This is a genomic window from Pseudomonas sp. P9_2, assembly GCF_034008255.1.
In the GTDB taxonomy this organism is placed as follows: Bacteria; Pseudomonadota; Gammaproteobacteria; order Pseudomonadales; family Pseudomonadaceae; genus Aquipseudomonas; species Aquipseudomonas synxantha_A.
Genome location: NZ_CP125376.1, coordinates 2,278,954 through 2,291,810, shown reverse-complemented (window position 1 = coordinate 2,291,810; position 12,857 = coordinate 2,278,954). Strand labels below are relative to the sequence as shown.

12 protein-coding genes and 1 rRNA gene are annotated in these 12,857 nt (G+C 56.9%); 8 read left to right on the top strand and 5 right to left on the bottom strand.

The window, feature by feature from the left end; translation table 11 throughout:
* Positions 1 to 115: 115 nt before the first annotated feature.
* Positions 116 to 1,652: ribosomal RNA gene (locus QMK52_RS10120) — 16S ribosomal RNA — on the bottom strand.
* Positions 1,653 to 2,148: 496 nt separating this feature from the next.
* Positions 2,149 to 3,348, bottom strand: a complete 1,200-nt coding sequence (gene tyrS, locus QMK52_RS10115; RefSeq protein ID WP_005791998.1) for a tyrosine--tRNA ligase — start codon at positions 3,346 to 3,348, stop codon at positions 2,149 to 2,151.
* Positions 3,349 to 3,556: 208 nt separating this feature from the next.
* On the opposite strand from tyrS, the gene QMK52_RS10110 reads away from it, so the two are divergent.
* Positions 3,557 to 4,969: a peptidoglycan DD-metalloendopeptidase family protein gene (locus QMK52_RS10110; protein WP_320404065.1), complete on the top strand. Its 1,413-nt coding sequence runs from the start codon at positions 3,557 to 3,559 to the stop codon at positions 4,967 to 4,969.
* A 3-nt stretch (positions 4,970 to 4,972) separates the two neighbouring features.
* Positions 4,973 to 6,064, top strand: coding sequence for an anhydro-N-acetylmuramic acid kinase (locus tag QMK52_RS10105; protein WP_032879209.1), 1,092 nt, complete (start codon positions 4,973 to 4,975; stop codon positions 6,062 to 6,064).
* A 69-nt stretch (positions 6,065 to 6,133) separates the two neighbouring features.
* Here the strand turns inward: QMK52_RS10105 and erpA are convergent, their stop codons facing one another.
* The gene (erpA, locus tag QMK52_RS10100; protein WP_003176443.1) at positions 6,134 to 6,484 is read right to left on the bottom strand and encodes an iron-sulfur cluster insertion protein ErpA; all 351 of its coding nucleotides are present in this window, start codon (positions 6,482 to 6,484) and stop codon (positions 6,134 to 6,136) included.
* 164 nt (positions 6,485 to 6,648) lie between these two features.
* Positions 6,649 to 7,683 carry an N-acetyl-gamma-glutamyl-phosphate reductase gene (gene argC, locus QMK52_RS10095; RefSeq protein ID WP_122736018.1) on the bottom strand — a complete coding sequence of 345 codons (1,035 nt, stop codon included), beginning with the start codon at positions 7,681 to 7,683 and terminating at the stop codon, positions 6,649 to 6,651.
* 134 nt (positions 7,684 to 7,817) lie between these two features.
* On the opposite strand from argC, the gene hemJ reads away from it, so the two are divergent.
* The 6 genes from hemJ (at position 7,818) to coq7 (ending at position 12,234) form a co-directional block, all read left to right on the top strand.
* Positions 7,818 to 8,246, top strand: a complete 429-nt coding sequence (gene hemJ / locus QMK52_RS10090) for a protoporphyrinogen oxidase HemJ (protein ID WP_005792007.1) — start codon at positions 7,818 to 7,820, stop codon at positions 8,244 to 8,246.
* Positions 8,247 to 8,271: 25 nt separating this feature from the next.
* Positions 8,272 to 9,234 (top strand): NAD(P)H-dependent flavin oxidoreductase, encoded by a 963-nt coding sequence (locus tag QMK52_RS10085; RefSeq protein WP_005792009.1) that lies wholly within the window; start codon positions 8,272 to 8,274, stop codon positions 9,232 to 9,234.
* A 68-nt stretch (positions 9,235 to 9,302) separates the two neighbouring features.
* Complete coding sequence (locus QMK52_RS10080; RefSeq protein ID WP_005792011.1) at positions 9,303 to 10,265, top strand: DUF805 domain-containing protein; 963 nt, start codon at positions 9,303 to 9,305, stop codon at positions 10,263 to 10,265.
* A gap of 63 nt (positions 10,266 to 10,328) precedes the next feature.
* On the top strand, positions 10,329 to 11,117 hold the full coding sequence (locus tag QMK52_RS10075; RefSeq protein WP_005792013.1) for an SDR family NAD(P)-dependent oxidoreductase: 789 nt from the start codon (positions 10,329 to 10,331) through the stop codon (positions 11,115 to 11,117).
* Positions 11,118 to 11,162: 45 nt separating this feature from the next.
* Positions 11,163 to 11,501 (top strand): histidine triad nucleotide-binding protein, encoded by a 339-nt coding sequence (locus QMK52_RS10070; RefSeq protein ID WP_005792015.1) that lies wholly within the window; start codon positions 11,163 to 11,165, stop codon positions 11,499 to 11,501.
* A gap of 85 nt (positions 11,502 to 11,586) precedes the next feature.
* Positions 11,587 to 12,234, top strand: a complete 648-nt coding sequence (coq7, locus tag QMK52_RS10065; protein ID WP_005792017.1) for a 2-polyprenyl-3-methyl-6-methoxy-1,4-benzoquinone monooxygenase — start codon at positions 11,587 to 11,589, stop codon at positions 12,232 to 12,234.
* A gap of 51 nt (positions 12,235 to 12,285) precedes the next feature.
* Here the strand turns inward: coq7 and QMK52_RS10060 are convergent, their stop codons facing one another.
* A complete protein-coding gene (locus tag QMK52_RS10060; RefSeq protein ID WP_005792019.1) occupies positions 12,286 to 12,708 on the bottom strand; it encodes an OsmC family protein in 423 nt (140 codons plus the stop codon).
* Between the last annotated feature and the right edge of the window lie 149 nt (positions 12,709 to 12,857).

The following is a 12,857-nucleotide window of genomic DNA, read 5'->3' as shown; positions in this document are numbered from 1 at the left end:
AGCATGGGGTGCGCTCTAACCAACTAAGCTACAACCCTTTAGGCTGCTTCTTTCGTCTTCTTCAATGAATCAAGCAATTCGTGTGGGAACTTATGGAGCAGCTGATGTCGTCGATTAAGGAGGTGATCCAGCCGCAGGTTCCCCTACGGCTACCTTGTTACGACTTCACCCCAGTCATGAATCACACCGTGGTAACCGTCCTCCCGAAGGTTAGACTAGCTACTTCTGGTGCAACCCACTCCCATGGTGTGACGGGCGGTGTGTACAAGGCCCGGGAACGTATTCACCGCGACATTCTGATTCGCGATTACTAGCGATTCCGACTTCACGCAGTCGAGTTGCAGACTGCGATCCGGACTACGATCGGTTTTGTGGGATTAGCTCCACCTCGCGGCTTGGCAACCCTCTGTACCGACCATTGTAGCACGTGTGTAGCCCAGGCCGTAAGGGCCATGATGACTTGACGTCATCCCCACCTTCCTCCGGTTTGTCACCGGCAGTCTCCTTAGAGTGCCCACCATTACGTGCTGGTAACTAAGGACAAGGGTTGCGCTCGTTACGGGACTTAACCCAACATCTCACGACACGAGCTGACGACAGCCATGCAGCACCTGTCTCAATGTTCCCGAAGGCACCAATCCATCTCTGGAAAGTTCATTGGATGTCAAGGCCTGGTAAGGTTCTTCGCGTTGCTTCGAATTAAACCACATGCTCCACCGCTTGTGCGGGCCCCCGTCAATTCATTTGAGTTTTAACCTTGCGGCCGTACTCCCCAGGCGGTCAACTTAATGCGTTAGCTGCGCCACTAAAAGCTCAAGGCTTCCAACGGCTAGTTGACATCGTTTACGGCGTGGACTACCAGGGTATCTAATCCTGTTTGCTCCCCACGCTTTCGCACCTCAGTGTCAGTATTAGTCCAGGTGGTCGCCTTCGCCACTGGTGTTCCTTCCTATATCTACGCATTTCACCGCTACACAGGAAATTCCACCACCCTCTACCATACTCTAGTCAGTCAGTTTTGAATGCAGTTCCCAGGTTGAGCCCGGGGATTTCACATCCAACTTAACAAACCACCTACGCGCGCTTTACGCCCAGTAATTCCGATTAACGCTTGCACCCTCTGTATTACCGCGGCTGCTGGCACAGAGTTAGCCGGTGCTTATTCTGTCGGTAACGTCAAAATTGCAGAGTATTAATCTACAACCCTTCCTCCCAACTTAAAGTGCTTTACAATCCGAAGACCTTCTTCACACACGCGGCATGGCTGGATCAGGCTTTCGCCCATTGTCCAATATTCCCCACTGCTGCCTCCCGTAGGAGTCTGGACCGTGTCTCAGTTCCAGTGTGACTGATCATCCTCTCAGACCAGTTACGGATCGTCGCCTTGGTGAGCCATTACCCCACCAACTAGCTAATCCGACCTAGGCTCATCTGATAGCGCAAGGCCCGAAGGTCCCCTGCTTTCTCCCGTAGGACGTATGCGGTATTAGCGTCCGTTTCCGAACGTTATCCCCCACTACCAGGCAGATTCCTAGGCATTACTCACCCGTCCGCCGCTCTCAAGAGAAGCAAGCTTCTCTCTACCGCTCGACTTGCATGTGTTAGGCCTGCCGCCAGCGTTCAATCTGAGCCATGATCAAACTCTTCAGTTCAAACATCTTTGGGTTTTTAAGAAACCCTAAACTTGGCTCAGCAATCGTTGGTTACATCTTTGATTTCTCGCGGAGTAACTTGTGATGCTGATAATCTTGTTGACTATCAGTCTGACTCCACAAGCACCCACACGAATTGCTTGATTCAGTTGTTAAAGAGCGGTTGGTTAAGATCTTTCGTCTCAACCGAGGCGCGCATTCTACAGCAGCCTCATTTGCTGTCAAGTGATTATTTTCAGAAGCTTTCGAAGATTTCTTCAACAACTTCAACCACTTGCGCTTAAGATCTCTCCGAAGCGGGAGGCGAATTCTACAGCGTTACACGCTGCTGTCAACACCTCTTTTTCAACTTCCTTTTGGCTTCGATGAACTGAAGCAACCTACTGCCGAAAACTACGTAACTCATTGTTTAACAAGGAGTTTTCCGTTTCGACTGCGCCGGAAGTGGGGCGAATTATAGACAGATATAATTCGCCGTCAACATCTATTTTCAGACTTATTCGGATTTGAGCGTAATTCGCGCGAACGCCTTCTTGCCCGCCTGACAAACGTGCGTGGCGCCCAGCTCATATATAAATGTGCGATCAACCACTTCACCATCTATACGTACACCACCCGACCCCAAGAGATCACGAGCGACCGCCGAGTTCTTCACCAAGCCCGCCTTATTAAGGACAGCCGCGATCGGCATAGCCTCGGCAGCGGTCAGTTCAATCTCAGGCAGATCATCCGGCAGCTCACCATCCTTCATACGGTTACCAGCGGCACGATGCGCACTGGCAGCCGCCTCTTCGCCATGGAAGCGCGCGACAATCTCCTCCGCCAGCTTGATCTTCACATCACGCGGATTGGCGCCTGCCTCTACGTCCGCACGCAACGCATTGATTTCGTCCATCGAGCGGAAGCTCAACAGCTCGAAGTAACGCCACATCAACGCATCAGGAATGGAAACCAGCTTGCCGTACATTACGCCCGGCGCCTCCTGGATACCAACATAGTTACCCAGGGACTTGGACATCTTCTTGACACCATCCAACCCTTCCAGCAACGGCATAGTCAGAATGCACTGAGCCTCCTGACCGTATGCGCGCTGCAACTCACGCCCCATCAGCAGGTTGAACTTCTGATCGGTACCGCCCAACTCCACATCCGCACGCAGCGCCACCGAGTCATACCCCTGGACCAATGGGTAGAGGAACTCATGAATCGCGATCGGCTGATTGGTGGAGTAGCGCTTGTCGAAGTCATCGCGCTCGAGCATACGTGCCACGGTGTACTGGGAGGTCAGGCGAATAAAGTCTGCCGGCCCCATCTTGTCCATCCAGGTGGAGTTGAATGCCACCTCGGTCTTGGCCGGATCAAGGATCTTGAACACTTGGGTCTTGTAGGTCTCGGCATTATCGAGAACCTGCTCACGAGTCAGCGGCGGGCGCGTAGCACTCTTGCCGCTGGGATCACCGATCATTCCCGTGAAGTCACCGATAAGAAAGATGACTTGATGGCCCAACTCCTGGAACTGACGCAGCTTATTAATAAGCACGGTATGACCCAGGTGCAGATCCGGCGCAGTCGGATCAAAGCCAGCCTTGATACGCAGGGGCTGGCCACGCTTAAGCTTTTCGATCAGCTCAGCTTCAACCAACAGTTCTTCCGCACCACGTTTTATCAGCGCTAGCTGCTCTTCAACCGACTTCATAACAGACCCGCAAGGCTCAGATTCAAAAGGGAACCAACCATACAAGATCAGGGACTAATTACAAGTTTTGCCCTGCGCACGGACACCATTCAGCGAGCCCAGCATTCGCGAGCTTGCGCCACAGATGATTTGGTTATATTTTATACAGTTATTTCATCTTCATCATGTCATTCATCTTTTCCATTTCATCTTCAAAGTCAAATTACCTATGACCACTGAACCGTCTAAAGCGCCGCCGCTTTACCCGAAGACCCACCTGCTCGCCGCAAGTGGTATCGCCGCCCTTCTCAGCCTGGCACTGCTGGTATTCCCTTCCAGTGACGTAGAAGCCAAACGAACATCCCTGAGCCTTGATCTGGAAAGCCCAGTTGAACAACTGACACAAGATCAAGACGCTTCCGACGCCCAACAAGCCACAAACACTGCAACTGAATCACCTTTCGCACAGATCGAAAGCGCTCCCGAAGACACCCAGCAAGCCGCCCAGGAAGCACCTGCGGCAGCTGCCGCAAAGAATCCCCAGCATCGCGAAGTCATCGTGGGCAAAGGCGACACGCTATCCACCCTGTTCGAAAAGGTTGGGCTGCCTGCCACCGCTGTCAATGAAGTGCTGGCCAGTGATAAGCAAGCCAAGCAATTCACCCAGCTCAAACGCGGCCAGAAGCTTGAATTTGAACTGACGCCAGACGGCCAGTTGAGCAACCTGCACACTAGCCTCAGCGACCTGGAAAGCATCAGCCTGAGCAAAGGTGCTAAAGGCTTCGCCTTCAACCGCATCACCACCAAGCCGGTTATGCGCTCCGCCTACGTACACGGGGTGATCAACAGCTCCTTGTCACAATCGGCTGCCCGCGCCGGCCTGTCCCACAGCATGACCATGGACATGGCCAGCGTATTTGGCTATGACATCGACTTCGCTCAGGACATCCGCCAGGGCGACGAATTCGATGTGATCTACGAACAGAAAGTGGCCAACGGCAAAGTGGTGGGCACTGGCAACATTCTTTCTGCGCGCTTCACCAACCGCGGCAAAACCTACACAGCCGTTCGCTACACAAACAAACAAGGCAATAGCAGCTATTACACGGCCGACGGCAATAGCATGCGCAAGGCCTTCATCCGTACGCCCGTGGACTTCGCCCGTATTAGCTCGCGTTTCTCCATGGGCCGCAAGCATCCAATTCTGAACAAAATTCGCGCACACAAGGGTGTGGACTATGCCGCTCCGCGTGGCACGCCCATCAAGGCGGCGGGCGACGGCAAGGTACTGCTGGCGGGGCGCCGGGGTGGTTACGGCAATACGGTGATCATCCAGCACGGCAACACTTACCGTACGCTATACGGCCACATGCAAGGGTTCGCCAAGGGCGTCAAAACCGGCGGCAACGTGAAGCAAGGTCAAGTGATCGGCTACATCGGCACCACCGGCCTGTCCACCGGACCGCACTTGCATTATGAGTTCCAGGTCAACGGCGTACACGTCGACCCCCTGGGTCAAAAACTGCCAATGGCCGATCCGATCGCCAAGGCCGAACGCGCACGCTTCATGCAACAGAGCCAGCCGTTGATGGCACGGATGGATCAAGAGCGCTCTACCTTGCTGGCTTCGGCGAAGCGTTAAGGTATGCCGCTCTATATCGGTGTGATGTCCGGAACCAGCCTTGATGGACTGGATATCGCCCTTATCGAACAAGGTGCGGCGATCAAGCTGATCGCCACGCACTACATCCCGATGCCAGACACCTTGCGGGCTGAACTGCTGAGCCTGTGCGCCAGCGGCCCGGATGAAATCGCCCGCTCGGCAATCGCCCAGCAACAGTGGGTAACACTCGCCGCACAAGGCATCCGGGCCTTGCTGGAGCAAAACCGCTTCAAGCCTCAGGACATCCGCGCAATTGGCAGCCATGGGCAAACGATCCGCCATGAACCCGCTCGAAGCTTTACCGTGCAGATCGGCAACCCTGCCCTGCTCACCGAGCTGACAGGGATCAGCGTAGTCAGCGACTTCCGCAGCCGTGATGTTGCCGCCGGAGGCCAGGGAGCCCCTCTGGTTCCAGCGTTTCATGAAGCTCTGTTTGGCGAGCACACTGGCAATCGCGCAGTGCTGAATATCGGCGGGTTCAGCAACCTCAGCCTCATCGAGGCGAATAAGCCTGTAGCGGGTTTCGACTGCGGTCCCGGGAATGTTCTTCTGGATGCGTGGATTCACCACCAGCGCGGTGAACACTTCGACCGCGACGGGCAATGGGCCGCCAGCGGCAAGGTTCAGCCTCAACTACTCAACGCATTGCTCAGCGACCCGTTCTTCTTGACCAAAGGCCCCAAAAGCACAGGTCGCGAAGTGTTCAATCTGGCCTGGCTGCAACAGCACCTGAGCCCGTTGCCCGTCTTTGAGCCCGAAGACGTGCAGGCCACTCTGCTGGAGCTGACGGCCCTCACCATCGTCGAATCTCTGCAAAGCGCACAGACGAGCACTGAGACGTTACTCATCTGCGGCGGCGGCGCGCACAACACGATGCTGATGAATCGGCTGACCGCGCTATTGCCTTCTACTCACGTCAGTAGCACAGCCACTTACGGGGTAGACCCGGACTGGGTCGAAGCCATGGCCTTCGCCTGGCTGGCGCACTGCTGCCTGGAAGGCATCGCCGCCAACCGCCCTAGCGTAACCGGCGCCCGTGGGTTACGGGTGCTCGGCGCCATCTACCCGGCCTAAACTAGCTTCAGACAGCAAAACGCCGCTTGACCCATAAAAGCCAAGCGGCGTTTCTGTATCCGCTAGCGATCAGATCGAGAACGAAGATCCGCAGCCACAGGTAGTGGTGGCATTAGGGTTCTTGATCACGAAACGCGAACCTTCCAGACCTTCCTGATAATCCACCTCGGCACCAGCCAGGTATTGGAAGCTCATCGGATCCACGACCAGGCTGACGCCCTCGCGCTCGACGATGGTGTCGTCATCGGCCACATCTTCATCGAAGGTAAAACCGTACTGAAACCCTGAACAACCGCCGCCCGTAACAAATACGCGCAGCTTCAAGCGATCATTACCCTCTTCATCGACCAGGCTCTTCACCTTGTGCGCAGCACCGTGGGTGAATTGCAAAGCCGTGGGGGTGAAGGATTCAACGCTCATGCTGATAATCTCCCGGCGTAGCGCCGCCATATGCGTAATGACCGGCATTATCCGCTTCTCCTAGAAAAGCGGTCAACTATTGTTACGGTATATCAATCCGTGCAGCCGCCATAAAAACACGAAAGGCCCGATCACCGGGCCTTTTGCGTAACCACCAAACTGCGTTAAGGCAACATCCCCGCATGGGCCAGGCCCAACTTCTCATCCAGACCGAACAGGATGTTCATGTTCTGCACCGCCTGGCCCGACGCGCCTTTGACCAGGTTGTCGATCACCGACAGCACCACAACCAGGTCGCCATCCTGCGGACGATGCACGGCGATACGGCATACATTGGCACCACGCACACTACGAGTCTCCGGGTGGCTGCCCGCCGGCATCACGTCGACGAACGGCTCATTGGCATAACGCTTTTCAAACAGCGCCTGCAAGTCGACCGAGCGATCAGTGACGGTTGCATAAAGCGTGGAGTGAATCCCGCGGATCATTGGCGTCAGGTGCGGCACAAAGGTCAGCCCCACATCCTTGCCCGCGGCGCGACGCAACCCCTGGCGGATTTCCGGCAAGTGGCGATGGCCTTTTACCGCATAGGCTTTCATGCTTTCCGACGTTTCGGAGTACAAAGACCCCACAGCAGCACCACGACCAGCGCCGCTGACGCCCGATTTGCAGTCGGCAATCAGGCGCGACGCATCCGCCAGGCCAGCTTCCAGCAATGGCAGGAACCCCAACTGTGTCGCCGTCGGATAGCAACCTGGTACCGCAATCAGGCGTGCTTGCTTGATCTGCTCACGATTGACTTCCGGCAAGCCGTACACCGCCTCCTCCAACAACTGCGGCGCGCCATGAGGCTGACCGTACCACTTGGCCCACTCATCGGCGTCCTGCAGGCGGAAGTCGGCCGACAAGTCGATAACCTTGGTGCCGGCCGCCAGCAACTCACCGGCCAGCGCATGGGCGACACCGTGAGGCGTGGCGAAGAACACCACGTCGCACGCGCCCAGGGTCTTGATGTCCGGCACGCTGAACGCCAGGCCGTCATAGTGGCCTCGCAGGTTCGGGTACATATCGGCCACGGCCAGCCCAGCTTCGGATCGGGAAGTGATGACCACCACCTCAGCTTGCGGATGCTGAGCCAACAGACGCAGCAATTCGACACCGGTGTAACCCGTGCCGCCGACGATACCGACCTTGACCATAAACCTGCCCTCAACGAACCCACTGGAAAGCCGTCGATAATAGGGGCCGTATCGTCCTGCGACAACCGTCAACGTGACGTACGGGCGCATGAGCCACTACTATCTTCGCTACCGTGAACCTAGGAATAACCAAAATGCTCTATCTATGGGTCAAAGCCTTCCACATCGTCAGCATCGTCTGCTGGTTTGCCGGGCTGTTCTACCTGCCGCGCCTGTTCGTCTACCACGCCCAAAGCGAAGACAGCGTCAGCAAGGAGCGCTTCAGCGTTATGGAGCGCAAACTGTACCGCGGCATCATGGGACCGGCGATGATTGCCACACTGGTCTTCGGTATCTGGATGCTGGCGCTCAACCCCGGCATTTTCCAGTCAGGCGCGTGGATGCACGCCAAACTGACCCTGGTCGTTCTGCTCATCGGCTACCACCATATGTGTGGAGCGCAGGTAAAACGCTTCGCCCGTGGCGAAAACACCCGCAGCCATGTCTTTTATCGCTGGTTCAATGAAGTACCGGTTCTGATATTGCTGGCTATCGTAATTTTGGTCGTGGTCAAACCGTTCTAGTTTCAATTACTCGGGGGAACTTCCAATGTCGCTGCCCGCTTTACTGGAACAACATCTGCGCCTACCCGTCGTGGTGGCGCCGATGTTTCTGATTTCCAATCCGCAACTGGTCCTGGCCTGCTGTCGTAATGGCGTGGTTGGCAGCTTCCCGGCGCTCAACCAGCGTGAAAGCAGTGGTTTCAGGGCCTGGCTGGAAGAAATCGAAGCGGGCTTGGCCCAGTTGGACAACCCTGCTCCCTATGCTGTGAACCTGATCGTGCACAACAGCAACCCACGGTTGGAAGCAGACCTGGCAATCTGCGTAGAGCACAAGGTACCCATCGTCATCACCAGCCTCGGCGCGGTAAAGGAACTGGTCGATGCCGTCCACAGCTACGGCGGCCTGGTGTTTCATGACGTCACCACCCGGCGACATGCCGAGAAAGCCGCTGAGGCGGGCGTCGATGGCCTGATTGCTGTAGCCGCGGGTGCCGGTGGCCACGCTGGCACCTGGAGCCCCTTCGCTCTGATTGCCGAGATTCGCCAGTTCTTTGATAAAACCCTGCTGCTGGCCGGTTGCCTCAACCACGGCCACGAAATTCTCGCCGCCCAGTTGCTGGGCGCCGACTTGGCGTATTTCGGCACGCGCTTTATCGGTACTACCGAAAGCCACGCGCCAGATGCCTATAAAGAGATGCTGCTCACGTCGCGCGCCGCCGACATCGTGCACACTCCGGCAGTCTCCGGCGTACCTGCGAGCTTTATGCGCCAGAGCCTGGAAAATGCCGGTTTCGACCTCGCCGCGCTGCAAGGCAAAGGTGAAGTCAATTTCGGTTCCAAGCTCAAACCATTGAGCGATGAGGCCAAAGCGTGGAAAACTGTATGGTCAGCGGGCCAGGGCGTCGGTGAAATCGATGATTTACCCAGCGTCGATGAACTCGTCGCCCGCCTGGATGCCGAATACCGCAAAGCACGCGAGCATGCCGCGCAACTGCGCTGGCCACGCTGACCCACTGCACGGCCCGCCGATTGGACGGGCCTGCACACCCTCCCTGATTAAGTGACAAGGATGCCCGCATGAGCGACAGCCGTTTCAAGATTGTGTTTGACGGAGCCTTGCTTCCGGGTGTCGAAAGCACCACCGCCAAGCTGAACCTCGCCGAGCTGTTCAAGAGCGATGTCGAGGCGATCGAAAAACTCTTTACCGGCCGCCCGGTCGCGCTCAAACGCGATCTTTCCCGCCCCGATGCCGAAACCTACCTGACGGCATTGAAAAACGCCGGGGTCGACGCACGCATCGAAGCCGAACAGCCCGTGGCGTTCAGCCTCGCTGAAACCCACGAGACGAGCTCCCCTGGCTCCGACTTTTCCCGCTCCGAAGCTTCGCCTTATGCCCCGCCACGCGCAGCGGTTGGCGATGACTTGCCGGAGTTCGCCACACTCAAGGTCTTCACCATCCACGGGCGCATCGGGCGCCTGCGTTATCTGGCCTGGACACTGGCGCTGACCGTCGCGTTGCTGGTAGCCGCAGGCATCATCAGTACCGTCGGCTTCGCAGTGGCGACAGCCTCGCCAACCATAGCCATCATCCTCGGCTCGCTACTGGGTTTCGCACTGTTTGTTGCTCTGGTAGTCGTGAGCGTGCAAATCGGTGTGCAACGCTTGCACGATATGGGCTGGTCTGGCTGGCTGTACTTGCTGAACCTGGTTCCAGTGGTCAATAGCGTGTTCCCTATCCTGTTGCTGGTATTGCCGGGGAACGCGGGTGCCAACCAATACGGCGCACCGCCACCACCGAACTCTACTGCGGTGAAAATCCTGGCCTCGCTGTGGCTGGCGTTTATTCCATTGATGCTCATCATCGGCCTGACCCTGGGCATGAACGGCTACCTGGATCAACTTGAAGCCAACATGGACAGCAGCTACGAAAGCAGCTCAATCACCTCCGATGAAGGCGCCGATCAAAGCGTCATCACTGATGAAGCCGCAGAGCAAAGTGCTGACGACGCAGCCGAACCTGTAGACTCTACGCAACAGTGAAGAAACGCCCGCCTGCCTGTGACGCCACTGTCACAGGCAGGCGACGTTGCGATGGAGAAAGGCATGACCCGTTACGCTCTGATCACCGGCGCCTCCAGCGGCATCGGCCTGGCTTTGGCCGAAGCGCTGGCTCGACGCGGCCGCAGCCTGATTCTCGTGGCCCGTCAACGTGATCAGTTGGAAAGCATTGCCACCGAACTGACCCAACGCTTCGGCGTCGAGGTGTTGTTTCGTGCCTGCGACTTGGGCGAGCCGCTGCGTTTGTCCGGTTTTTTGCTGGAACTCGAAGAAGGCGAGCGGCAGATCGACCTGCTGGTCAACTGCGCAGGCATCGGTACCAGCGGGCCATTTTTGGCCCAGGACTGGATGACCGAGCAAGACCTGATCGAAGTCAACATCCTGGCGCTAACCCGTATGTGCCATGCCCTCGGCAACTCCATGGCGCTGCAAGGCGGCGGGCAGATACTCAATGTCGCTTCGATCGCTGCCTTTCAGCCAGGCCCGTGGATGAGCAGCTACTACGCCAGCAAAGCTTATGTATTGCACTTCTCCGAGGGCTTGCGCGAAGAACTGAAGACCTGCGGCATCAAGGTTTCAGTACTGTGCCCCGGCCCTACGCGCACCGCGTTCTTCGGCACTGCGCAGATGGACACCGCAAAACTCGACCGCAGCCAGCAGCTAATGAGCCCGGAGGAAGTCGCGCTCTACACCGTACGCGCGCTGGAAAAGAACAAAGCCATCATCATTCCCGGGCGCCGCAACCGCTGGCTGGCATTCAGCCCACGTTTCAGTCCACGCTGGCTGACCCGCAAGATTGCCGGCGCCATCAACAAAGCCTATTGCCCACGCTAACCGCCTGATTACACTTACCTACACTTTCACCCTGGAGAAACAGCTGTGGATACTCTGTTCACCAAGATCATCAACCGAGAAATACCCGCCAAGATTATCTATGAAGATGATCAAGTCCTCGCCTTCCACGATATCGCCCCACAGGCGCCGGTGCATTTTCTGGTTATTCCGAAAAAGCCGATTCGTACCCTCAATGACTTGACCGAGGAAGACAAAGCCCTGGCCGGCCATATTTTGTTCACCGCCCAGCGCCTGGCCGTGGAACAGGGCTGCGAAAAAGGCTTTCGTGTGGTGATGAACTGCAATGAAGACGGTGGGCAGACTGTCTACCACATCCATATGCACGTGCTGGGTCAACGTCAGATGAACTGGCCGCCGGGTTGAGTGCCCAGGGTCAAATTGACTCAGCGCAAACGCTTCGTCCTCTCTTGCGGTAAACTGGCCGCCGAGATTCTTCCCGGAGGTCAGCATGACTACCCAACGTCACTACTCGCCGATTGACCGTCTGCTGCTGCAAGCCGATATGGCCATGCGCACGCTGTTGCCATTCAGTGGCCAACCGTACCGCCCGTCACCGGCCATCGTACAGCCCGATGCCCAGATGAGCGAAACGGACACCCGCCATGTCGCCGGCCTGATGCGCATCAACCACACCGGCGAAGTGTGTGCCCAGGCGCTGTATCAAGGCCAGGCGTTGACTGCCAAATTGCCGCAGGTACGTGCAGCGATGGAGCATGCGGCCGAGGAAGAGATCGACCACCTGGCCTGGTGCGAACAACGTATCCGCCAATTGGGCAGCCACCCCAGCGTGCTGAACCCGCTGTTTTACGGTTTGTCATTTGGTATCGGTGCCGCCGCCGGTTTGATCAGCGATAAAGTCAGCCTTGGATTTGTCGCTGCGACGGAACATCAGGTGTGCAAACATCTGGACGAACATCTTGAGCAACTGCCGGCCGAAGATGAAAAGTCCCGCGCCATCCTTGAGCAGATGCGCATCGATGAAGAACACCATGCAGATAGCGCGCTGGACGCAGGCGGTTTCCGCTTTCCGGCACCGGTGCGCTTCGGCATGAGCGTTTTAGCCAAGGTCATGACCAAAAGCACCTACAGGATCTAAACCCAAAAGAAAGGGCGCTCGAAGCGCCCTTTCTTTTGCCAATTGCCGCAATCAGCCCAACTCGATGATTTCATAATCGTGAGTGATGGCCACACCCGCGGCACCCAGCATGATCGACGCCGAGCAATACTTCTCGGCCGACAACTCGATGGCACGCTTGACCTGGGCTTCCTTCAACGCCCGGCCCTTGACCACGAAATGCATATGGATCTTGGTAAATACCTTGGGGTCTTCAGTGGCGCGCTCGGCTTCCAGGAAGGCTTCGCAGCTTTCCACTGCCTGGCGGGACTTCTTCAAGATGCTGACCACATCAAAATTGCTGCAACCGCCCACACCCAGCAGCAACATTTCCATCGGGCGTACACCCAGGTTACGGCCACCGGCTTCCGGCGGGCCGTCCATGACCACCACATGGCCACTGCCCGACTCACCGAGGAACATGGCTTCGCCCGCCCATTGGATGCGTGCCTTCATCGCCCAGACTCCACTGCTAAAAAAGGGTCGCCAGCTTAGCACAGGCCCTTGAAACAGCAGCGCCCCGGATAAAATCGATAAATGACTGCGTTTGCCGGTAAATTGGCTAATCGAGGCAGAATGTGTCTGGTAAGCTGGCGCCAAATCAA

Bases quoted from the DNA above. Each gene is read 5' to 3' on its own strand.
- tyrS (WP_005791998.1), bottom strand. From the start codon at position 3,348: ATGAAGTCGGTTGAAGAGCAGCTAGCGCTGATAAAACGTGGTGCGGAA.
- QMK52_RS10110 (WP_320404065.1), top strand. From the start codon at position 3,557: ATGACCACTGAACCGTCTAAAGCGCCGCCGCTTTACCCGAAGACCCAC.
- QMK52_RS10105 (WP_032879209.1), top strand. From the start codon at position 4,973: ATGCCGCTCTATATCGGTGTGATGTCCGGAACCAGCCTTGATGGACTG.
- erpA (WP_003176443.1), bottom strand. From the start codon at position 6,484: ATGAGCGTTGAATCCTTCACCCCCACGGCTTTGCAATTCACCCACGGT.
- argC (WP_122736018.1), bottom strand. From the start codon at position 7,683: ATGGTCAAGGTCGGTATCGTCGGCGGCACGGGTTACACCGGTGTCGAA.
- hemJ (WP_005792007.1), top strand. From the start codon at position 7,818: ATGCTCTATCTATGGGTCAAAGCCTTCCACATCGTCAGCATCGTCTGC.
- QMK52_RS10085 (WP_005792009.1), top strand. From the start codon at position 8,272: ATGTCGCTGCCCGCTTTACTGGAACAACATCTGCGCCTACCCGTCGTG.
- QMK52_RS10080 (WP_005792011.1), top strand. From the start codon at position 9,303: ATGAGCGACAGCCGTTTCAAGATTGTGTTTGACGGAGCCTTGCTTCCG.
- QMK52_RS10075 (WP_005792013.1), top strand. From the start codon at position 10,329: ATGACCCGTTACGCTCTGATCACCGGCGCCTCCAGCGGCATCGGCCTG.
- coq7 (WP_005792017.1), top strand. From the start codon at position 11,587: ATGACTACCCAACGTCACTACTCGCCGATTGACCGTCTGCTGCTGCAA.
- QMK52_RS10060 (WP_005792019.1), bottom strand. From the start codon at position 12,708: ATGAAGGCACGCATCCAATGGGCGGGCGAAGCCATGTTCCTCGGTGAG.